Annotated in this window: 21 protein-coding genes; 8 read left to right on the plus strand and 13 right to left on the minus strand. The window is 48.2% G+C overall.

Going from position 1 to position 21,225, the window contains the following annotated elements; all coding sequences use genetic code 11:
• Positions 1-120: 120 nt before the first annotated feature.
• The 4 genes from glgB to QUA20_RS06830 form a co-directional block, all read right to left on the minus strand.
• Positions 121-2,412, minus strand: a complete 2,292-nt coding sequence (glgB, locus tag QUA20_RS06815) for a 1,4-alpha-glucan branching enzyme (protein WP_333186832.1) — start codon at positions 2,410-2,412, stop codon at positions 121-123.
• Between the two features lie 309 nt (positions 2,413-2,721).
• Positions 2,722-2,904 (minus strand): hypothetical protein, encoded by a 183-nt coding sequence (locus QUA20_RS06820; RefSeq protein WP_333186835.1) that lies wholly within the window; start codon positions 2,902-2,904, stop codon positions 2,722-2,724.
• Between the two features lie 257 nt (positions 2,905-3,161).
• Positions 3,162-3,350 (minus strand): hypothetical protein, encoded by a 189-nt coding sequence (locus QUA20_RS06825; RefSeq protein WP_333186837.1) that lies wholly within the window; start codon positions 3,348-3,350, stop codon positions 3,162-3,164.
• A gap of 209 nt (positions 3,351-3,559) precedes the next feature.
• The gene (locus QUA20_RS06830) at positions 3,560-3,802 is read right to left on the minus strand and encodes a serine protease (protein ID WP_333186841.1); all 243 of its coding nucleotides are present in this window, start codon (positions 3,800-3,802) and stop codon (positions 3,560-3,562) included.
• A gap of 338 nt (positions 3,803-4,140) precedes the next feature.
• Between QUA20_RS06830 and QUA20_RS06835 the strand changes: the two genes are divergently transcribed.
• Positions 4,141-4,719, plus strand: coding sequence for a hypothetical protein (locus QUA20_RS06835; RefSeq protein WP_333186844.1), 579 nt, complete (start codon positions 4,141-4,143; stop codon positions 4,717-4,719).
• A gap of 291 nt (positions 4,720-5,010) precedes the next feature.
• Complete coding sequence (locus QUA20_RS06840) at positions 5,011-6,918, plus strand: penicillin-binding protein 2 (protein WP_333186847.1); 1,908 nt, start codon at positions 5,011-5,013, stop codon at positions 6,916-6,918.
• A gap of 87 nt (positions 6,919-7,005) precedes the next feature.
• Here the strand turns inward: QUA20_RS06840 and QUA20_RS06845 are convergent, their stop codons facing one another.
• The 8 genes from QUA20_RS06845 to hpsA all read right to left on the minus strand — a co-directional run bounded on the left by QUA20_RS06845 (position 7,006) and on the right by hpsA (position 16,445).
• The gene (locus QUA20_RS06845; protein ID WP_333186850.1) at positions 7,006-7,137 is read right to left on the minus strand and encodes a hypothetical protein; all 132 of its coding nucleotides are present in this window, start codon (positions 7,135-7,137) and stop codon (positions 7,006-7,008) included.
• Positions 7,112-7,732 (minus strand): prepilin-type N-terminal cleavage/methylation domain-containing protein, encoded by a 621-nt coding sequence (locus QUA20_RS06850; RefSeq protein WP_333186853.1) that lies wholly within the window; start codon positions 7,730-7,732, stop codon positions 7,112-7,114. Before QUA20_RS06850 ends, QUA20_RS06845 begins: the two co-directional genes overlap by 26 nt.
• 191 nt (positions 7,733-7,923) lie before the next feature.
• Positions 7,924-8,163, minus strand: coding sequence for a hypothetical protein (locus tag QUA20_RS06855; RefSeq protein WP_333186854.1), 240 nt, complete (start codon positions 8,161-8,163; stop codon positions 7,924-7,926).
• Positions 8,142-8,780, minus strand: coding sequence for a Uma2 family endonuclease (locus QUA20_RS06860; protein ID WP_333186856.1), 639 nt, complete (start codon positions 8,778-8,780; stop codon positions 8,142-8,144). The genes QUA20_RS06855 and QUA20_RS06860 overlap by 22 nt, the downstream gene beginning before the upstream one ends.
• 120 nt (positions 8,781-8,900) lie before the next feature.
• Positions 8,901-9,494 (minus strand): GspH/FimT family pseudopilin, encoded by a 594-nt coding sequence (locus QUA20_RS06865; protein ID WP_333186859.1) that lies wholly within the window; start codon positions 9,492-9,494, stop codon positions 8,901-8,903.
• A 58-nt stretch (positions 9,495-9,552) separates the two neighbouring features.
• Positions 9,553-10,596, minus strand: a complete 1,044-nt coding sequence (gene hpsC / locus QUA20_RS06870) for a hormogonium polysaccharide secretion pseudopilin HpsC (RefSeq protein WP_333186861.1) — start codon at positions 10,594-10,596, stop codon at positions 9,553-9,555.
• 64 nt (positions 10,597-10,660) lie between these two features.
• Positions 10,661-11,314, minus strand: coding sequence for a hormogonium polysaccharide secretion pseudopilin HpsB (hpsB, locus tag QUA20_RS06875; RefSeq protein ID WP_333186863.1), 654 nt, complete (start codon positions 11,312-11,314; stop codon positions 10,661-10,663).
• A 40-nt stretch (positions 11,315-11,354) separates the two neighbouring features.
• Complete coding sequence (gene hpsA / locus QUA20_RS06880) at positions 11,355-16,445, minus strand: hormogonium polysaccharide biosynthesis protein HpsA (protein WP_333186865.1); 5,091 nt, start codon at positions 16,443-16,445, stop codon at positions 11,355-11,357.
• A gap of 49 nt (positions 16,446-16,494) precedes the next feature.
• On the opposite strand from hpsA, the gene QUA20_RS06885 reads away from it, so the two are divergent.
• The 4 genes from QUA20_RS06885 to QUA20_RS06900 all read left to right on the plus strand — a co-directional run bounded on the left by QUA20_RS06885 (position 16,495) and on the right by QUA20_RS06900 (position 19,743).
• Entirely contained in the window at positions 16,495-16,950 is a 456-nt protein-coding gene (locus QUA20_RS06885; RefSeq protein WP_333186868.1) for a hypothetical protein, read from the plus strand.
• Positions 16,865-17,800: a sulfotransferase domain-containing protein gene (locus tag QUA20_RS06890; RefSeq protein WP_333186870.1), complete on the plus strand. Its 936-nt coding sequence runs from the start codon at positions 16,865-16,867 to the stop codon at positions 17,798-17,800. The genes QUA20_RS06885 and QUA20_RS06890 overlap by 86 nt, the downstream gene beginning before the upstream one ends.
• Before the next feature lie 584 nt (positions 17,801-18,384).
• Positions 18,385-19,245 (plus strand): 3-deoxy-7-phosphoheptulonate synthase, encoded by an 861-nt coding sequence (gene aroF, locus QUA20_RS06895; RefSeq protein WP_333186873.1) that lies wholly within the window; start codon positions 18,385-18,387, stop codon positions 19,243-19,245.
• 300 nt (positions 19,246-19,545) lie between these two features.
• Positions 19,546-19,743: a heavy-metal-associated domain-containing protein gene (locus tag QUA20_RS06900; protein ID WP_333127422.1), complete on the plus strand. Its 198-nt coding sequence runs from the start codon at positions 19,546-19,548 to the stop codon at positions 19,741-19,743.
• A gap of 130 nt (positions 19,744-19,873) precedes the next feature.
• On the opposite strand, the gene QUA20_RS06905 is transcribed toward QUA20_RS06900, so the two are convergent.
• Positions 19,874-20,284 (minus strand): metalloregulator ArsR/SmtB family transcription factor, encoded by a 411-nt coding sequence (locus QUA20_RS06905; protein WP_333186875.1) that lies wholly within the window; start codon positions 20,282-20,284, stop codon positions 19,874-19,876.
• A 145-nt stretch (positions 20,285-20,429) separates the two neighbouring features.
• Here QUA20_RS06905 and QUA20_RS06910 point away from each other — a divergent pair, with 145 nt between their 5' ends.
• Together QUA20_RS06910 and QUA20_RS06915 are read left to right on the plus strand one after the other, a co-directional pair.
• On the plus strand, positions 20,430-20,597 hold the full coding sequence (locus QUA20_RS06910; RefSeq protein ID WP_333186877.1) for a metallothionein: 168 nt from the start codon (positions 20,430-20,432) through the stop codon (positions 20,595-20,597).
• A 289-nt stretch (positions 20,598-20,886) separates the two neighbouring features.
• Positions 20,887-21,147, plus strand: a complete 261-nt coding sequence (locus tag QUA20_RS06915; protein WP_333186880.1) for a DUF7219 family protein — start codon at positions 20,887-20,889, stop codon at positions 21,145-21,147.
• The last annotated feature ends 78 nt before the right edge of the window (positions 21,148-21,225 follow it).

Raw genomic sequence — 21,225 nt, forward strand, 5'->3', positions numbered from 1 at the left:
ACAACAAAACAGAAAAAACCCGGTTTATTGGATAAACCGGGTTTCTGAATACCCTCAAAGTTTTACGATTAAGAAATTTTTGATTGTTAACTCAAAACTCTCACCATTCAAAACTCAAAACTATTGAGAGTTAAGCATCGCCGTTTTTGCCCGATCGATCTTTAAAATCAACACACCCAAAGGCGGCAAACACAAGTCGATCGAATAAGGACTGTTGTGGAACCACCACTCATCAGTCCACTTGCCTCCCAAATTCCCCATATTGCTGCCGCCGTACTCCCGCGCGTCGCTGTTAAACAACTCCGTATAGAAACCCTGTTCCGGCACTCCTACCCGATAGTGAGAGTGGGGCTGGGGCGTAAAGTTGCACACCGTCACCACAAACTCGTCGCCATCCTTCTCTCGGCGCACAAAGGCCACGACACTGTGCCGGTTGTCGGTGCAATCAATCCACTCAAACCCATCCTCAGCAAAATCTTGACTGTAAAGTGCCGTTTCGCTGCGGTACAAATTGTTCAAATCCTTAAAAAACAGCTTCAACTTTTGGTGCGGATCGAATTGCAGCAACTGCCACTGCAAATCCCCCCAAACGTTCCACTCGTGCCACTGGCCGAACTCCATCCCCATAAAGATCGTTTTCTTTCCGGGATGAGCAAACATAAAAGTAAACAAACACCGCACGTTTGCAAATTTTTGCCATTCGTCCCCTGGCATTTTCCCGATGATGTGAGCCTTGCCGTGGACTACCTCATCGTGGGACAAAGCCAGCATGAAATTCTCGCTGTGGTTGTACCACATACTGAAAGTTATGTTGTTCTGGTGGAACTGGCGGAACCACGGGTCCATGTGGAAATAGTCGAGCATATCGTGCATCCAACCCATGTTCCACTTCAGGTTGAAGCCCAAACCGCCTACATAGGTCGGCCAAGATACCATCGGCCAAGAGGTAGATTCTTCGGCGATCGACAGCGCCCCTGGGAAATAGCTAAAAATGACGTGATTCGCCTGCCGCAGAAAATCTGCGGCCTCGATATTTTCCCTACCCCCGTACTGGTTGGTCAACCATTCTCCGGGTTCGCGGCAGTAATCCAAATAAAGCATCGAGGCGACCGCATCTACGCGAATCCCGTCGATGTGGTACTTGTCAAACCAGAACAGAGCGTTTGATACTAGGAAATTCCGCACTTCGTTGCGGCCGTAGTTAAATACTAGGGTTCCCCACTCTTTGTGTTCCCCCTTGCGGGGGTCGGCGTGTTCGTACAAGTGAGTTCCGTCAAAGAAAGCCAAGCCGTGCCCGTCTTTGGGGAAATGTCCCGGTACCCAGTCCACCAGTACGCCAATGCCGTTGGCGTGGCACTGGTCAACAAAATACATGAAATCTTCAGGTTTGCCGTAGCGGGAAGTTGGGGCGAAATAACCGGTGACTTGATAGCCCCAAGAACCGTCGAAAGGATGTTCGGCGATCGGCAGCATTTCGATATGAGTGAATCCCAAATCTTTGACGTAGGGTATCAGCCGATCGGCTAATTCCCGGTAAGTCAGAAAGCGTGCCCCGGGATTGAGTTCCGAAACCTGCACGGCGGGTGCTATTTCCCCATTGGGTAGCACGGCGGGTTCGTCAGTAGCAGCGTGCAGCCAAGAACCGATGTGGCATTCGTAAACCGAAACCGGCTGGGTAAGTTGGTCCGTGTGCCGCCGCTGTTCGATCCAAGCGCTGTCGTGCCAAGTGTAGGTGCTTAAGTCGGTGACAATTGATGCTGTTTTCGGTCGCACTTCTTGCTGGAAACCGTAAGGATCGGACTTTTCGTAGGGATGTCCGTCTTGGTTTTTCACTTCGTATTTGTAAGAAGTTCCCACTTCTAGTCCCGGAATAAATAATTCCCAGATCCCGTTTTGCGATTTCCGCATTTGATGTTTGCGGCCGTCCCAATAGTTGAAATCTCCTAAAACAGAGACATTGCGAGCATTCGGAGCCCAAACGGCAAAATATACTCCTTTGATGCCGCCTACTTCGGTGAGGTGCGCCCCGAGTTTTTCGTAAATCCGGTGGTGGTTGCCTTCTGAGAATAAGTGAAGGTCAAATTCTGTGAGTTTGGGCGATCGAAATGCGTAGGGGTCGTAGATAAAGCGATCGTGTTCTCCTTCTTTGACCCGCAGTTGATAGTTTGCTAGTTCTGGGGTTTCGATCGTACATTCAAAAAAGTGAGGGTGATGCTCTGATTTCATCGGGTATTCGGCCCTGGCCTCGGGCAAAACTACCGATACCGCATCCGCATTCGGCAGATAAGCTCGGACGGCCCAGACTTTTTTGCCATTTTCTTCGATCGCGTGCGGGCCTAGCACTTCAAATGGATCGTGGTGCTGATTCCAAACAATCCGGTCAATCTGTTCAAAGGGGACGGTCGCGGGCATAAAACTACTTACCTCTATCTTTTGACTAAATGGCTTTCAAGACCTTGATCGGCGCTGAACTTTACATTTCGATACATTTTTGATCGCTAATCGTACCACTGATTACCATGATTTTGCCTGCAGCCCAGCTAGGGTTTTACTGCTAACTTCTAAGTATAGAAATATTAAAACAAATTGAAAAATTTATATTTTCTCCCAAAGACCCTTGACTTGTTATAAACAATGTGATAAGGGATATTTTTCATATTCTTGCCGATTTGCGACTGCCGGAGGGTCAAGGAGAGTAAGTGTTGGGGAGCAGCTAATCATTTATGTGAAATTTTCAGGCAGGAACGATCGCCCGATCGGTAGACTTTCACATCCCGGAGGCTGGGTTTCCCCACAAAGTGTGTGAATTTGGGGAATGCGATCGAACAGCCAAGGATGCTCAACTCGGTATTGAGGAATCAAAGCTAAAGGACTCAGCAGGGCGGCAGCAGGAATATCTGCCACGCTCAAGGAATCTCTTACCAAATAGACACAATCCTGACCGCCACGGTGCAATCAATCTCAAGCAGAACTCAGGCGCAACGGGAGCGAGTTTTGCCCAGGCAGGCTTTATGCCGAACTGGCGGCGCGCCAATTGAATCACTAACTGGCTCAAAACAGACGGGTCGATTTGCTTGCCCGTACCAGCGCGAAACTCGTAGTAAACAAATCGAGTAGCAATGCCGATGCTTTCATCGAGCCAGTCTTCGATCATCTAAGCCTCAGCTTGCTTTACTCTCGTCTGCGGGCAACAGTGGCGGGGAAGGAAAGCGAGACTCGATCGAGTGCAAAATTTGCATCGAATCTGCGATCGCCTCCGGTTGACCCTTGAGTTGAGGCAGCAGCACTGGCGCTGTCCTCAAACATCCCGTTACAGGCTTGAGTTTCCAAACCAGCAGACCGGGAGTCAAATTTTCAACTTCAAAGGCAATACCCTTGTAACCCAGCGCTAAGCGGACTTTGCGGCACTAAGGGGACGTACTGAACTTTAGTAAAAGCATCAGACTCCAACTAACACCCAACTTGAGACCTAGACCGATGAGATGAAAAAATGCGAGGAGCTAACCATTTTTCACTCCCAGGCTAGGCTCGTTGGGCCAAGACTCTCGGATCGCCCTAGTTAGGGAGACTTTTTAGGAGAAGGGGAAGCAGTTCCACCAGTCCCAGCTCCACCAGCCCCAGCTCCACCAGCCCCAGGAGTGGCTTTTGGAGATGGAGAAGAAGCAGGAGGAGTAGTAGTAGTGCCAGTGCCGCCAGGGGCGCCCGGAGAGGGGCTGGTGGGGCTAGTGGTATCTCCTCCGCAGGCGCCGAGGGTTACTGCCAAGCCCACTACCAAAGTCAAACGAATTAATCCCTTGTTCATAAAAACTCCTTAACATTGAAAACCCATCGCAAGGAAGGGAATAGTTTACTCGAGAAACAATGCTGGCACGAATAGCTCAACGATTCGCTCGTTGATTACAATACTGCATTTATTAATAAATTTCACATAGATTACCGCTATCCGGCAAAGATTTCTTTTTTTTTTGCAAATCCTGAAGTCAAAGAGACCAGTGGTAGGATGGGTTGGTTGGCTTGTGAGGTATCTTTGGTAAGGATAACCGATCGAACGCAGATGGCCGCCACTGGCGATCGTCGAGACAAAAAATTCTTAACCTCAATCAAGCTGAAGCTACCCCACTTTACGTATTGGTGAACTCTATGACCGCTGCTATCAGATCCCCTGATTCTTCCCGCTCCCGATCGACCCGCAAGCCCGCTGCTGGCGCAGCCAAAAGCAAAGTTACTTCTATTGCCAAAGCTAGGCGGGCGAAGACTGGACCGGTATTGCCCAACTACTCGCCAGCCGACGAACAGGCTCAGGCTCGGCCGTCCGCATCGGTGCTGAAAGTTCTGCCAACTCGCCAGCAGCAGCCAGTGTGGTTGCGATCGCTCTTGCAGGCACAGCGCCTCTCCTCAGTGGCAGCAGTTATGCTTTTGGGCGGTGCTCTGAGTCTCTACGGCTTGACTGTTTACGGCGAGCAGCGCTGGAGTCAGGATTATCAAAAACTGGAAAGTCTGCGCCTCCAAGAACAGCAGTTGAGTGCTGCTAGCGAAGTCTTGAAACACCAACTTGCTAAAGAAGCCCAAAATCCAGAAACCGGTTTGGCTCCGCAGAGTCCTGGGGACACGATTTTCTTGCAGCCGGCTCCTGAAACCCGATCGCCCCTTGTGGCGGCACCAAACTCTGAGCCTGCTCTCAAGAATCGAGCCGGTGTGGAAACACCGCTGGGCTATTAAGCCTGTGTCAAAGCGGAAAGTGCCCGAGGGCCTGAGTGTCCGAGGGCCCGATAATTTAAAGATCTAATTTCCTTTTTGGCTTTTTTTCAAGTTGCGCTCGATTTGCTTTTTCCCACCGGAAGTTAAAAATTAAAAATAATTAACACGACTTCAAAAACAAGAATGCAACTCTAGGTTTGCTCCAAACCCTGATAGCGATCGCTCCTTCCCAAGTCTTTAATTCTCTCTTCTAAAATCTAAATAAATTCTAAATTCTCAAATGATTTAACTTGCTATTGAATTTTTAATGCCATGAGCTACGACCCTCGTTTTGACCGCTACAGATCGCCCAACTTCAAACGCCCCAAACCTCCGGGCGATCGCGCAGGGTGGGAAAAACAAGCCAAACCTAGAGCGAACGGCAGTTTCGCCAGATCGCCACAACAGACGGCTGCATCTTGGGGGCGGCCGGTGGAGCGTTTAAAACCCAGGAAGTTCCGTTTGTGGGCTGTGTGGGCAGTGTTGATGCTGGGGGGGCTGGGGCTGGCTGTGAATTTGTTTTATTTGCAGGTGACGCGAGCTCCGGCGCTGCGCAAACAAGCGGAGCAGCAGCAAACTCTCAAAACGAAGCCGTTTGTGCCGAGACGCCCGATAGTTGACCGCGCGGGGAATGTTTTGGCGATCGACAGACAGGTATACACGCTCTACGCTCACCCGAAGTTGTTCAACCACTCGAAGGCGGAAATTGCTGCTAAGTTGGCTCCGATGCTGGCGATCGAACTGAGTCCGGGCACTACGTCGGAAACTGAACTGCTGCGCAGGTTTAATCTAGGTGAAAGCGGTATTACAATTGCGGATTCTCTGGCTCAAGAGGTTGCCGATCGCATCGCTCAGATGCAAATTAAAGACAGTCCGGTGGATGGCCTGGAGTTGCTGCGACATCAGCAGCGTTTTTACCCGCAGCAGGAGTTGGCGGCGGATATCCTCGGTTATGTGGACGGGGAACGGAAGGGACAAGCCGGGGTGGAATACAGCCAGCAGAATTTGCTGGAACGATCGATGCCGTCGATTCAGTTTAGCAGGTCGAGCAATGGGAATTGGGTTCCCGATCGGCTGACGGCGGGATTTGTGCAGCTTGATGATTTGAAATTGCAACTGACGATCGACAGTCGCTTGCAGCGGGTGGCCCGAGTTGCTCTCAAGGAAAAAATGAAGCAATACGAAGCCAAGCGGGGCACGGTGATTGTGATGGATGCCCGTAACGGGGAATTGCTGTCTGTGGTAGCGGAACCTTCTTATGACCCGAATCAATATTTTAATTTCGATTTGTCGCGCTATAAAAATTGGGCTGTAACTGATGTTTATGAGCCTGGTTCGACTTTTAAAGCAATTAATGTGGCGATCGCTCTGGAAGCGGGTGCTGTGAAACCTAATAGTGTGTTTAAGGACGAAGGTCGGATTTACATGGATGGCTGGACTATCCAAAATTCCGATTACAAATTAGCAGGCGCGCGCGGCCCTTCCACTGTTACTGAGATTTTGAAACATTCTAGTAATGTGGGGATGGTTCACGTAATGAGAAGTATGAAAGCTTCTCTTTACTATCAAGCTTTAGAAAAACTCGGACTCGGACAAACTGCAGGAACTGATTTGCCTTTTGAAGTAACCAGCCAGCTTAAAAATCGAGAGCAATTTATTAACTCTCCGGTGGAAGTTGCTACTACGGCTTTCGGGCAGGGTTTTTCGATTACTCCGATGCAGTTGGTGCAGCTTAACGGAGCTTTGGCTAACGGCGGCAAGTTGGTGACTCCTCACGTGGTGCAGGGACTTTTTGATAGGGAAGGTGAAGCTTATTGGAAGCTTCCGAGGGCTGCTACAAAGCAAATTTTTTCGCCTGAAACTACTAAGCAGGTGTTAGAAATGATGGAAACTGTGGTTGATGGCGGTACGGGGAAAGCTGCACAAATTCCCGGGTATCGGATAGCTGGGAAAACGGGGACGGCTCAAAAAGCTAATTCTGGTGGGGGTTATTCTAAGGACGCGATTATTACTAGCTTTGTGGGGATCATGCCAGCGGAGGCTCCTCGGTATGTGGTGCTGGCGGTGATTGATGAGCCTAAGGAGGGTTCTTCGGGAGGTACGGTGGCGGCGCCGATTGTGGAGTCGGTGATGGAGGCGCTGATTTCTATTGAGAAGATTGCACCGAGTAATAAGAAGTAGCTGATTATATCGTATGCTGCGTCATGCATTGACATCGCATATAACGATCGACAACAAGGCTATGGAGGACACGGCAGTGCCGTTTCCCTACCCAAAATAATCGATCGGGCGCGATCGCATATAATCATCGACAACGAGGCTATGGAGGACACGGCAGTGCCGTTTCCCTACCCCAAAATAATCGATCGCTCTTTCAGTAACAATATCTTTTGTTTTCATTGGGTTTTGATTGTCTGTGGGAGGTGCGCTTATGTCCTAGGAGAGTGGAGATGATGATGCAGCGTTGGCTGTTTGTTAAGTTGGGATGAGATAGTGTTAGGGTTCCTTTGGCTCTGATACTCGTTAGGGTGCAGTCGTGGTCGCTTCGAGATACGGGGCAACCTCGGTGGTTGAACATGACTCGCCGGATTGTGCCGTTTTCTTTTTGCTCGTTGTTTTCATTTACTTGGAGCACTGTTGTTTCCTTTGTATCTATTTGAATTTGCGGTTCTAACTCTTTCCATTGACTGGCTGGTACTTGGCCTGGGGGAATGTCGGCTGGGTGAACTGCTATTTGTACATTTTCTCCTACTTCTTTGAAGCTGGCTTGCCATGAAATTTTGTCGCGTTTGGCGTTGCTGTGGGCAAGTTCCATTGCCGAATAAGCTCGATCGAGCGATGCCTTTAAACGCTGGTTGTTGATGAACATTAGCCAGGAGGGGGCGACGATCGCACTAAATATTCCTATGATTAAAATAATTATCAATAGCTCTATCATTGTAAAACCTGCGGCAGGTGTAGTGGCTCTGCCTTTGATCGTTTTATTTATGGACACGTAGATGCACTCCCTGATATTTAGCTGGCAAAAAAACAGCTAGGAGGAGCTATTTTTTACTGGGTATATTTTAACTTTTGGGTTTTGTGGCTGTGTAGATCGGCATTTACTGAAAATTGATGCGAATTTAAATGCGGGTAAGGAAACGGCAGTCAGGAAATCGCGGTAGGGAAACGGCACTGCCGTGTCCTCTATATCATGTCGCTGGTGCAACCGGAAACGATATCACTACAGCAAATTTGTCGATCGCCCGATCGGATAAATTGCCCGATCGGATAAATTGCCCGATCGGATAATTCGCGGGTATTGATTCGATCGCATGGTGTGGATGAGAGTCGAGCGCCCGATCGGATAATTCGCGGGTATTGATTCGATCGCCCGGTGTGGATGAGAGTCGAGCGCCCGATCGCTAAATTTGCGCTTTTACCCAAGATCGAAAGGCTTTCATCGCGACGTTTCTGCCGGCTGTTTTGCTTTGCTGCAAATACTGGGGGATGAGCTCGGTGATGGGGAAGTTGGGAAACTGGAGACTGCGATCGGACTGTATGTATTTTCCATTTTGCAATACGCTGATTTCCAGGTTGCGGCCGTTGTAGCGCCACAATTCGGGAACTCCTAAGGCTTCGTAGTTATTGAACTGAGTGCGAGATGTGAGGTCGATTTCTATGGCTAAATCGGGAGGTGGGTCTGTTTCTATGTCGATGCGGTTTTTGCCTCTGACTGCGGCTTCGTTTTGGATGTAGAAACAGGTATCTGGTTCTACTCCTTGAGCCATTTTTTGATTTTTGAAGGTGGTGGAACCTAGAGGCAAAAATTCGATGTCTAATTCTTCTAGGATAATTTTTACTAAGTCGCCAATATTTTCTTTGCCAACTTCGTGTTCGGGTAGGGGAACCATGATTTCTAAGGTTCCTTTGCTGTATGAAAGTCGGGATGCGCGACTTTCTCCCAATTCTGTTAGTAGGGTTTCAAACATCTGCCAGGTTATGTCTTTGAGTAATAGTTGATTTCCTGGCTGGATGATTATTTGTTTTAGTTCTAGCTGCATTTTTTGACTGTTTTAATAGGATTTGAAATATAAAATAATTTAAGTTAATATATTTTAGCAATGCCGAACTTATGCGGAATTGCTGTTAGAAATTAAGATTAAAAAATGTATTTAAAGCTATCATGGACACCCACCATTTGCTGGATCATTTCCTTCAGCAGTTCTCATGCCTCCTAGGAGAGTTTCAACAATTACACACTGTTTTGTACCGCCGTCCACAGGAGCAACTGAGACTACAAATGGAGTTGTACCTGGTGCGAGATTACCCTGGTAGTCAAAAGTGATTGAGTTGGCAGAGGTTGCAGGCGCTATCTTCGTGGAAAGTAGAATCTGTTTGGCTTTGATTTCGCCTCCAGTATTTAACTGCTGAGTATTACCGGCGATCGTAACTGTTGGCGGGTCAACAGGAGGAGTGCTTGTATTAGTATTGAATACGATCGTGACATCGCGCTTATTTCGCTTGGCTTCGCTTTGTGCAGTTCGCAAGGTTTGGAGGACTCGATCGTTCACAGTGCGAACTCTTTGTCTGTTGATGAATGCCAGCCAACCGGGAGCGGCGATCGAACTTAATATACCTACGATCAACGCTATCACGAGCACTTCTAGAAGCGTGAATCCTCCATCGCCCTTTCTGGATGCAGTTGTGTTGAAATTAGGGCTGGGTTTGGCAGCCGAGTTATGCAAAAGTTTTAATAATATTGCTGGGGTTTTCATGGTATTCTCCTATTGTTCATCGGCGGACGGCGATTCGGAAATGTGTTTTATGCCTCAGTTATTTTGCTAACCCACCTAAACCTTGTACTTGAATGCTTGCTGTTGGAAAAAATGCCGATTTCTTGGCATCATAATTAGCATCAGTTTGAAGGCGGCGGAGGCTGTTGCCTCTGAGCGTAACTCTGGCTATGTTTTTAGATGTATCAACACAAGCGTAAAAGCTATTTACGATGTCTGGCGGCGCGGGGGGTATTCTTAGCGTTGTTTCTGGGATTGCTTTGGGCGTGACTCCTGTTGTATCCATGGGATTGCCAAGAGCGGTCGTACATTCATTAACTGTGACTGTCGGCCCTGAGCTGTGGTCAATATAATTAACCAATACTTGAGCATCTTTAAAACCGGCTCCCTTCGTCACATTTACTAGGGGCTTACTAATGTCAAAACTTGGATCAAAAGCTGCATCTGGTGCATATTCGTCTGCGTCAGTAAGACTGTAGTAAGGATTGGTGGGATCGAATGAACTTGGGTTTTTCACTCCATCCCTAATTTCATAGCGAGCAATACGAGTAGGACAAGTGCCTCCTGAAGGCTGACACCAAGTAGGGTTAGGTGCAATATCTCTAATCTGATAATAGACAACTAATGATAGTACATAAGTGTCGTTGCACTCACTACCGTTAGGTGGGCAAGCGCTTGGTGTTTTTGCACTAACAGTCGAATTAATAGGAACAGCATTTTTAATTTGCTGTCGCTTCCAGAATACTAAAATTGGAGTACCTGTGGTATTTGTAGGAGGAGGAGGAAGTTTAGCAGTGGTGGCAGTGATTCCCACCTGATCGTAAATATAAATAGCTTGGCTCAAATCTTGGGCGATGAAATCAACGGCTGCCTGAAGGTCTTGCTCGGTATTTGACTTGACTTGTTCCCTCCTGTCGGTATTCAGCATATCGACTACAAAACCGAGCATCGGCGTAATGATTAAAAATGCCATAATTGCTCCGACTAATAGCTCAACCAGAGTCATGCCCTTTTCTGTTTGAACTGGTCCGGAGGGGTTTCGCTGGTGCTGACTTTTGAGAAGCAACCTGAGTAAAGTTTTCATTTTGACTGTTTCCTTTGTCAAATGGGGGGAGCGATTTTCAATTTAATAACGGGGACTTTGATGATTACTGACATCCTTTGGCGCCTTTGAGTCGAGCGCAGAACGATTCATAGGAGGAGGTCTCTCCTGTAGTACGGGGAATTTGTGTAGTCATTTCTACTACCGGCATGGTACGATCGCCCAAACCAGAACCCACAACAGATTGCTTTTTCTCATCCTTTGGGTTCTGCTTTAAAGTCACCCCAGAGGCAAAAGAATCAGCCCTGTAAACTCGTACCATTAACTCGTAGCCTGTTTTTGTAGGATCGGGGGGATTTGATGGATTTCGCCAAGCACCTTGAACGTAAAAGTCTGTGCTGCTGGTAGGGCTAAAACCTCCCCCATCCATGTCAAGGGGATATAAATTGCTGGAGTTTGTCGGAGCATCCGCATCTGCCACATTTGTTTTTGAGACTTGGATTGGGAATCCTTTACCAGCCGGGCCTGGTGTTGGACTCGCGATCGCCCCCGTTCTGAGAGCGTCGATGTAAGTTCTCGCCGCCTGGGTGGCCAGTTCCGTCCGCCGCGCTTGTACGCGAGTTGCTACTGAAAAAGCCATCACAGGGGCGATCGCAATCATCAGCACCGAAACTACAATCATCGCTACCAATGACTCGATAATCGTGTAGCCACCATCTCGTGACTGGGATAAATTTTGCTGTTGTTGTCGCTTAGTCATAAATAGGACTCCAGTAATTGCGCGGCGGAAAGTTAGAGGGTTAACTAGGGCATTTAGCTCGATCTGCAGGAGTGAGCGTTTCGGTGGCTTTCGTGGCGGGTGTATCGTCAATGACTCCGCACATCAAAGTTGTTACCCATTCGTCATTGCGAGGTACTTCCCGGAAATACTCAGCCGGCTCAGTCTTTCTGGGAGGAGTAGTGAACCTTTGGGTAAACAAGTCAGGCGGCTGAGATAGCTGACCTACATCAAAACCCCAATCCCGAGCTGGCGGTATGAAGAAGGGAATGATAATATTATCAATTTTGTATCCAGGGAACCTCTTGCCGGTGTCATCAAGAACTTCAAGAGGTGTATAAGCAACTGTAGGAGGAGGAGTCGCCGTTGCCGTTGGGGGCGTGAAAAGACTTTTTAGCTTCTTAGCAGCATCTATCCTCTGCGGAGAGGCTGATGGCAAAATCGGCTGATAAGGCCCAGTGCTATAGGCACTGCGGTTTAGTTGGACGAAAGAACCCTGAATCTTAGCCTTAATGTTGTTTGTGCCATTATTCCAGCTCTCCAAGAAGCGGGGCAAGTTTTGCAAGCCACCGTTAAAGTCACCCGTAGTGCTGCCGAGCTTTCGTGAAGGAATGTCCCCGGAGCCGATGATTAAATTAAATGTTGTCTCTGTGGCTCGTGTTATCCACCCCGTGGTTTTAACGGGAACACCTTGCGGTGGAGTATTTCCCGATCCTGTATCCTCTTTCACTGTTTGGAGCTGATCGACTGGCATCAGCAGCGGCTGGAGGGTAGGAGTTGCTATGGAATTCGGCAACGGTTGATTATTCCAGTCATTGACATTGGTGTTGAGTGCATAGGGCACACCAGAAGTCCCGTTGTAATTTATAGAAGCGCCATCTACAGTGGCAAACCACAGAGAATTGGGTTTTGGCTCACCACGACCAGGACCAGCATTTCCCGCAGCAGTAATTCCTAATGGCTCTCCTGTCAAAGCATAACCACTAGCAGCGTCTCTTTTAAAAGCAACGCGGCGGGGGAAACGTTGCAACTCTAGTGCTGGGGGAGTAGCTGTTGTTCCAGCTTTAAAGCTAGTGGCTGCGGCATAACCCCCCCCGGCAGTGTTTGCCCTCACTGGTGTTGCTGCTAGCGGATCGACATACCAGTCGTCAGCTTTGCATTCAGAAACAGGCAGTTTTATACAAACTTCCATCAAATACTCTGGGAAGTTCGCGCGCCGCTGGACAGGGGTGGCGAAGTTAGTGAAGTAAGAACTATCAAGCTTACCGGTGACGTTCTTGTAGCTTGCGTCTGTAAGCCCTCCACTCGCAACGAGATTGCCAGTATTTGAGAATGCCCCGCTAGTGAGCCCGTTAGTGACAAAGTTGTTGTTGAAAAATCCTTGCTGTTTGCGAGGCAATACAGCAGCAGCGCCGACATTATTTCTGAGGTCAAAGTCACCCTCGTTGCGGAAGCCAAAACGGTAATTCTTTGACAGCAGGGTGACAGCATCTGCTAGTACAGTTGCCTGACGCCAATTGTCACCCGCACAAGCCTTAAGTCGGGGGTCGCCCTTGCGACAGGCAAAGCTATCATTAAGCTTGATCCGCTGTTCGTAGAAATTAGCTTCAGTCCACTCACCCGTCAGCGCCTGCTCAAACTCTTGCCCAGTAGTGCCCCCGGTGTGAAGATTAAACTCTCCTTTGATATAAACCGGCACGTTAGAAACTAAAATCAAGCCTTTTTGCTTGACTAAATCTGTCACGCTCGTTACATCCGGGGTCGTGCCGCGGAATAGTTCCTTACCGTTGATTAGGACAATGCCGTTGGGTTTGCGGGTTGGATCGAGCAGAGAGTCCGAGGGGCTGACTCTTTTGCTGGTCTTTTCATCGCCTGTCCGATCGCTGCGATCGGGCAGCGCGTCATCTCGGCTAGCATAAATTATTCCACTGTTGGGCAGCAAATACTCCGGGCTTGGTCCAGTAGCATTTGTTTGAGCGATCACTTTCTTCCGAAGTTGATCTAAATCAATCTGAGTGGCGCGAATTTCTAGGGGTTGCCGTTCTTCTATGGGCTGATTGTAATCTCCTGTTAAGTTTGCTGGTTTTATTTTTCCTACTCCTGGTACGAGAGGACTGCTCAGCGTAAAGGCTTCATTAACATTGGTATTCGGATCGTCGCGATCGACTGCCTTGATTTCTCTGGCATCCAAAAATGCAACTTCTTGAATTACCCCGTGAGGAATCTTTGCGGGAGCGGGAGTGATAGCGCCTTTTAGAATGTCGAGTGCACAAAGCGTTGAATCAATAGCAGCTTTTTGTGCCAATGTGCGCTCGGTGTCAGCCACTTGGAGAGCCGATCTCAAAGGCCCGTTGGCAAAGCGACCGTCGGGGAAGACTAAGTTGGCTTGATTATCCAAAACTGTATTGCCACCGGTCAACAAGCCGTTAGCCCCAGGAGTGGAAGCACCCGTTGGTCTGGTTGTTGTAGGGGCGGAGTAGGTGATGCCGTTGTTAGATCCGATGAATTTCGGCTGCGCTCCTCCAAGTGCCGGTAGCCCTGCTAATACGGCTGGTGATTGTGTTCCCTGTCCGCTGACATTGGCTAGCCCGTCGAGATTGAGGGCTGTCAAAGCGCTGCTGGGGTCGTAATAGCTGCTGACGCAAGCGATCGGCTCTTGAACGGGCTGAGCTGGTGGAACAATGTCGTCAGCCTTGTAGCCTTTCTCTGCATAGTGATAAACTGCCGATGCCCGCATCCGCAAATCACCCTTGGCATATTGGGGATTGTTGGCGGCAATCTCAACAACGGGGGATGTTGTAGTAGCGGCTACTCCGGTAGGCAGCCCCGAGCCATCTGTGGGCCCTGGAAAGTCAATCCAATTTGAATCACGAGAGCTGCCGACAGCAGCATTATTGTTATAGACTTTAGACCCCTTTCCCAGGGGCGACATCGGCATCGTATCGGGCCAAACCACTGGGAACTCCTGTGTACCCGGCATTGCTGGGTCGTCATAAGTATTTGCGGCAGCCAAGGAGTCATTGATTGTTGCTCGTCCATATTTTGGAGTACCAGCAGCATCAAGCCATACAGGTGGTGGCAGGAAGGAATTTCTGCGATCGTAAACTCCAGCACTGGTGATGACACGCAAACCGCCAATCCCATCGACTATTGTTTTAGGTATTCGGGCTGCTGATGCTTCCCAGAAACCGTCTCTTAGGTCTGGATCTGTCTTTTCTCCTAAACCGTTGCCTCGGTCTGTCGCCCCCACGTCAGCGAGCTGTGTTATCTGCGAAGTCCGCGTGCGAGTTGGTTGTGTTGTGTCGGTATTCCACTTTCCAGCGACTGGTTGCTCTGTGCTGACTAATTCACTTTTAGTGCTGTCCCACCACTTATTAGGCAAGCTGTTGCCTGCAACCACACGATCGCCGAGGTATGTTTCTTCTTCGATCGGCTTGTTTGGAACGATCTCTGTTGCTTCTAGCTGGTTGAGATTGAGACTTAGGTTAGTGTTGGCATCAAGCGGAAGGTTCCACCGATCGATCGGTCGTAGACTCTCTCCGCTACCTAGAATGGGCGAGGCTCCTGTTGGTGCGGCAGGTGCTGGTGGTAGCGGATCGAAGCCATCAATTCCGTTTCCTCCAAATGCTATTTCCGCAAAGGGAACTTTTCGGGTTGTGAGTTTAAAATAATTTTCTAGTGCTTGCTCCCGGCTCTGAGTGGTCGGTCTCTTCTGGACTGATAATGGGTCATCAGTAACGGGTTTAGTCCTCGACTGCCATCCCACTAGCAAACTGATGCGATCCTGAAACGCTGCGTTGTTGTAAAGTACATCTAAAGCTTTACTTGATGTTCCAACAGATTGACCCGTTTTTTTAGCAGTGACTGTCGCGCTAATTTTTTGATCTATTATTGGAGCAGGCTTTTTAAACAGGTGTACTTGAACTGTCTTAGAAGGAAAATTATCACCAGAACCGCCATTTACTACATTACCACCGACAATTATTTTGCTATTTTCTTGTTCGTAAAAACACGAATTCTGGCTGCTAACTTGATACAATTTTAAATTGTCATCACCGCCTATCCCCGACACAATAAGATTACTATTTGTAACCATTCGCCCGTTGATATTTATGGGAGGACCAGGAGATATTTCTAAGTCGTCTTCGTACACAACCGCGTTGTTGCTGAGGGGAATGCGACTTTGATCTTGCTGGTATTCGAGAGCGGATATGCTGCTAGTGCCTGTGAATGCTTTATAATCATTACCCAAACTGCTAGCTTCCGAGGCTGTAATCGGTACATTAACGGTGTAAACAAAGAAACTTTTTGACAGTCGGCCGTTCATACTGTACCAACTGGAATCCCCAACCAAGCTAGCACTATTACCTGCCGCTGCCTCACATCCTTTTTTCAGTACCCCAAGGGACATCGGTGGGGTTCTTGCTTCCAGCGTTTTTCTTGGCCTGGTGAACTCGCCTGCATTAGCACCTGATGGAATGCGTGGGGGGCTGCGGAAAAATATGCCGTAGAGGGTAAAAGTGTCATATTTGCCGTCGTTATTCGTATCGACAGCATATCTCCAAGCAGTGTTTATAGATTCATTGATCTCGACACTGCGAGTATCGGTAAGGGGAAGATCGGGGGATAATATACTACCGTTACCGTCTAGGTCAGCTTTAAGTTTTAGGCGTGTCTCGTCCCCGAAGGTATAATTATCGATACCAGTACCACCACCAGTGCTATCGGATATCAGCCGATACAATTCTGGATCGGATGGGGTTGCCAGCGGCTTCCGCGGGTCTTCCAGCAGCAGAAACTGAATTTTTGCTTTCGCCCGATCGAGCGCGGGAGTCGCGGCCGCCAGCACTTGCTGGTTCACGCGCACGTTACGCGCCGTATTAGCCCGATCGAACGATCGCAGGGTAATCGCCACAGTCAACAATATCACTACCAGCAACACCATCGTCACCGTCGGCAGCACAAACCCCGCCATCGGCAGTCTCGCCCTGCGGCCCATAGCCATCAGCGCTTGCAGCATTGCTCTCATCAGCCGCTTCGCGCCAGATCTGGTAACACCAGCAATCCGCCGCAGCAGCGATACGATAACTTTGGATAATTTGCTCTTAAACATTGACGCCTTCCTGAATAATTTCAGAGATGGTATTGCAGGTAGTTACTGCTTGACAGTACAATCCCATCTTTATATTGTTCCCATTTTTCGCAACTTGCATATCAGCCTCTTGCACAAATTTAAATCTGTACCTCGGCTGAAACATAAAACCCACAAACCCGCAACCAAAATCACCGCCGATAATATATTTTTCAGCGAAAGATTTGCCCTGCAAAGATTTTGGTCTGGGGAACTACACCCTAGCTTATTTCAATCCGATTGTCAGTGTCCAGATCGAGAATCTGTGCGATCGCCCAAAAACTGCGATCGCGATCGCAATTTTTGTATTTCCCAGCCCTTGCGTTGCCGACTTTGTTGCTGTGCTGGCGTTGCTAGCGATTTCAATCGCCGGAACCTAGAATGTAGAGTGGGCGATCGAATTGTCGTCAGGCGTATCGGTGCGATCGAATCTAATTTGGGCGATCGAATTTCCGCCATGCGTCAAAGTGCGATCGAATTTCCGTAATGCGTCAAAGTGCGATCGAACTTCCATTTTACCCCCCGGCGCACTGTCAGTACAAGTGCAAAATATCAACCTATCACCCCCACCCGTGAAACAAACTCCCAAACCCCCCGACTTCATCATCATCGGCGCCCAAAAAGGCGGCACAACGTCTCTGTACAATTACTTAATCCAACATCCCCAAATCGCCCCCGCCGCCCAAAAAGAAATCCATTACTTCGACTTCAACTTCGACAAAAGCCCAGACTGGTACTATACCCAATTTCCCCAGCCCCAAACAGGCGAAAATTTACTAACCGGAGAAGCCAGCCCCTACTACATCTGTCACCCCCAAGTTCCGCAACGAATCCACGATTTATGCCCAAAAGTTAAAATAATCGCCCTGCTGAGAAACCCAGTAGAACGCGCCATTTCCCACTATTATTACTATATCAAAATAGGCTACGAATCCCTATCATTAGAAAGTGCGATCGCCTCCGAACCCGAAAGACTCCAAGGCGAAATAGAAAAACTCACAACCAACCCAAACTACTACAGTTACGAACACCAACACCACAGTTATCTAACCCGCGGCATTTACGCCGACCAACTCCCAGCCTGGATGAAACTTTTTCCCAAATCACAACTTTTAATCCTCAAAAGCGAAGACTTGTATACCAATACCTTCGGCACATACAACAGCGTCTTAGAATTTCTAGAATTGCCGCCGCACCAACTACAAACCTACGAAAAATACAACGCCACCCAATATCCGCCCATCAGCGACACAGTATACGAGCAATTGAGAGCATATTTTCGATCGCACAACCAAAGACTGGCCCAATTGTGCGATCGAGATTTCGGCTGGGACTAACATCATAGTAGGGAAACGGCATTGCCGTGTCCGCCCCCGGAGTAATGCCGAAGCCCCCAATATCCGTAGGGAAACGGCATTGCCGTGTCCGCCCCCGGAGTGATGCCGAACCCCGCGATATCCGTAGGGAAACGGCAATGCCGTTTCCGCCCCCGGAGGAAACAGCAATTACATTTTGCAAACAATACTTGACATCCCAGTCTCCCTGTGATAGCTTGTCCAATAGTATTGTGTTTAACCCACAAATCGCAGCACTTCACCTATGTTCACAGCCAACAGCTATTTTTATTTTTGGTACAGCCAAGTTCGCCCGGAGTGAATTTGCAATTCACTGTGAACATCCGGGCGAACCGCAGATTAACACCTGCGGTTTTGTTTTATCAAGTTTTTTCCCAACAACCAATCGAGCACAAGCGAAAACAGCAATGACATTATTCAGTAACTGGTACTACAGCTTTTATTTTTGGCCCAACAAGAGTTCTGGGTAAATTGTCGCGCTGTCTTTTCGCACCAACCCGGAACTCCTAAAAGTCCCGGGTTTTTTGTTGTCAACCACCCACTTAATTTTCCAGGAAAATTCCCTAATGTTAGAAGCCAAACTCGCAACCAAATCTCATCCCGAACACCAAACAATTGTTCAACTCTCAGAAACAGTCTCAGTCGGCGGCACAGAATTATTAATCATCGGCGGCCCCTGTACCGTCGAAAGTTCCGCACAAATGGAAACAGTCGCCCGCCAACTATCCGCCGCCTCCGTGCAAGCTTTGCGGGGCGGAGTCTACAAACCCCGCACATCTCCCTATTCTTTCCAAGGCATGGGAATTGAGGGACTCGAAATTTTAGCCGATGTCAGCCGGCGTTACGGTTTACCCGTGGTGACAGAGGTAATGTCGATCGCCCAAATCGAGCCAGTTGTCACCTATGCTGATATGCTGCAAATAGGAAGTCGGAATATGCAAAACTTCGAGTTACTAAAGGCGATCGGTCAAGCCGGAAAACCAGTCCTGCTAAAACGCGGCTTGTCAGCCACAATTGAAGAATTTGTGATGGCCGCCGAATACATTCTCAGTCACGGAAATCCTGATGTAGTTCTGTGCGAAAGAGGCATCCGCAGCTTCGACAATTACACGCGAAACGTATTAGATTTGGGTGCAGTCGCAGCGCTGAAACAGTTAACTCATTTGCCAGTAATTGTAGACCCTTCTCACGCAGTCGGCAAGCGAGAATTAGTCGCACCACTAGCCAAAGCAGCGGTTGCTTGCGGTGCTGACGGATTAATTATTGAGTGTCACCCGCAACCGGAAAAATCGGTTTCTGACGCGCGGCAAGCTCTTTCTTTAGCGGATATGGTAGATTTAGTTGTTAGTTTGCGACCTGTAGCCGCCGCCGTTGGGCGCCGCATACCGGATAATAATTTATATTCCAAGGTATTAAGTGTGAAGTGATATTGTTATGACTAATGCCAACTGTCACAACTAGGCGTTAACTGTTAGGTACGTAGTTGCGCTTCAGCGCTCTTAGCTTAGGAAAAAGCGCTGAAGCGCAACTACATACCTGTGTTTAATCTGCCAGTTGGCATTAGTCCTAAATGTATAACTTTTAACGTCAAACTCTACATTTGGTTTTAAGCGACTTGAGCTTTGAGGCAGGGTTTAAACCCCTGCCGGAATCGGCGAAAGCGCGTGTTTCACGAATTTAGATTAAAATAAAAAATAATACTGTCATCTACGAAATTTTGCTTAATTATGGCAATACTACTTAACGTTCCCTCGATCGTCTGCTCTGGCTGCGCTGATACAATTACCAAAGCAATCAAAACTGTTGACTCCGGTGCTACTGTCAATGTGGATGTCGCAGCTAAGACTGTTACAGTAGAAGCTCAAGCTTCTGAAGAGTCAATTTCACAGGCGGTTGTTGCTACGGGCCACACCGTCCAAGATTGATATTGAGTTTGGTGAGGGCGGGTTTACGAGATTATTGGTCTTAGGCCGAAATTATTGGTAAAAGCCGCCCCTACAGAATTTTAAATCCATTATCAATGCCCTGTTTGACCAATGCCCCACGCCCAAAAGCTTAATCTGCTTCGTCTAAGTGTTCGGCGACTGCTTGGTAAAGTTCCAAAACGTGGCGATCGAGTAAACTATAAAAAACTTGTCTCCCAACCTTGCGGTAACTTACCAACCGCATCGCCCGCAATGCCCGCAACTGGTGCGATACTGCCGACTCGCTCATACTCAACGCCGCAGCCAAGTCGCACACGCACAGTTCTTGTTTTGCCAAAACCGACAGCAGCCGCAGGCGGTTTGCATCACCCAAAAGACTGAAAAACTCTGCCATCCGCTGCGCTTTTGCGGTGTTGAGAACTTGTGTTTGGATGTCCCCGGCCCGCAAACTGTCAACTAGGTGCGGTCGATCGCACGTTGGTGTATCGTTTTGTTCGTGAGGCTGACTTATCGCTCCGTTAACAGCAGAGTTGGGTGACATCTTTTCCAGGCTTGTTTTAATTCTCATTTTCATTTTAGTGCGATGCCAAACGTTTTGTAACAAAACTTTTACATTTCCTTGACTTATATCTGAATATGTGTTCATATATAAGTACAGACAAACAACCCCACCAGGAGAATCTAAAATGACTACCGCCACCCAAACAAAATGTGCCTGTCCTTCTTGCCTGTGCGTTGTCAACCTCAGTGACGCCATTGAAAAAGACGCCAAACAATACTGTTCTAGTGCTTGCGCTGACGGCCACCCCAACGGCAGCGGCTGCGGCCACACCGGCTGCGAGTGCAACAAATAAATATTCGGCTTCAGAAAAGGTTAATCAACCGCTCTAAAATCTATCTAAAGGGAGATGCGAACCTCGCATTTCCCAATTTTTTGGCTGTTAGGTTAAAGAAAAGTTAAAATAAAGCTAACTTAAGGTTAAGACTGTATTAATAGACTAAATACAGAGCGAAAAAGCACAATTGCTACTTACGCAATACAATAGAAGCAAGTTAAAGCCGCGATACTAAGTACAAATAGTGCTATTAACAGCAGAGACCGAAACAAAAGTTGCATACCAAAAGTTAAATTAGGAGGGGGCAATGAAAGAGCGGGAAGATTTTTTACATCCTCGCAATCGCTACTACGGTGATTTCACGCCAGAAAACTTGGCGTTTAATGCCAACTTGCAGGAGTTTGCTCAAAAAATCACTTATATTTGCTCGCTAGAAACTGGGGGAAAAATTAGCTCTGAGAAAGCCTATAAAGATATTAAGGCGCTTTGGAAAGACTTAAAAACCTCTAAGAAGCAATTGGGAATTGGGCAAAAACCCTCCAGCACCGATGGGGAAATTTCACCTTAAAGTCATCGAAGCAAACGCAGCGATCGCCATCGAAAACCCCTGCGAGGGCGAGTGCTGCATTTTGCTGCGTACCCAGTA

The sequence above is a fragment of the Microcoleus sp. Pol7_A1 genome (assembly GCF_036701085.1).
Lineage (GTDB): Bacteria > Cyanobacteriota > Cyanobacteriia > Cyanobacteriales > Microcoleaceae > Microcoleus > Microcoleus asticus.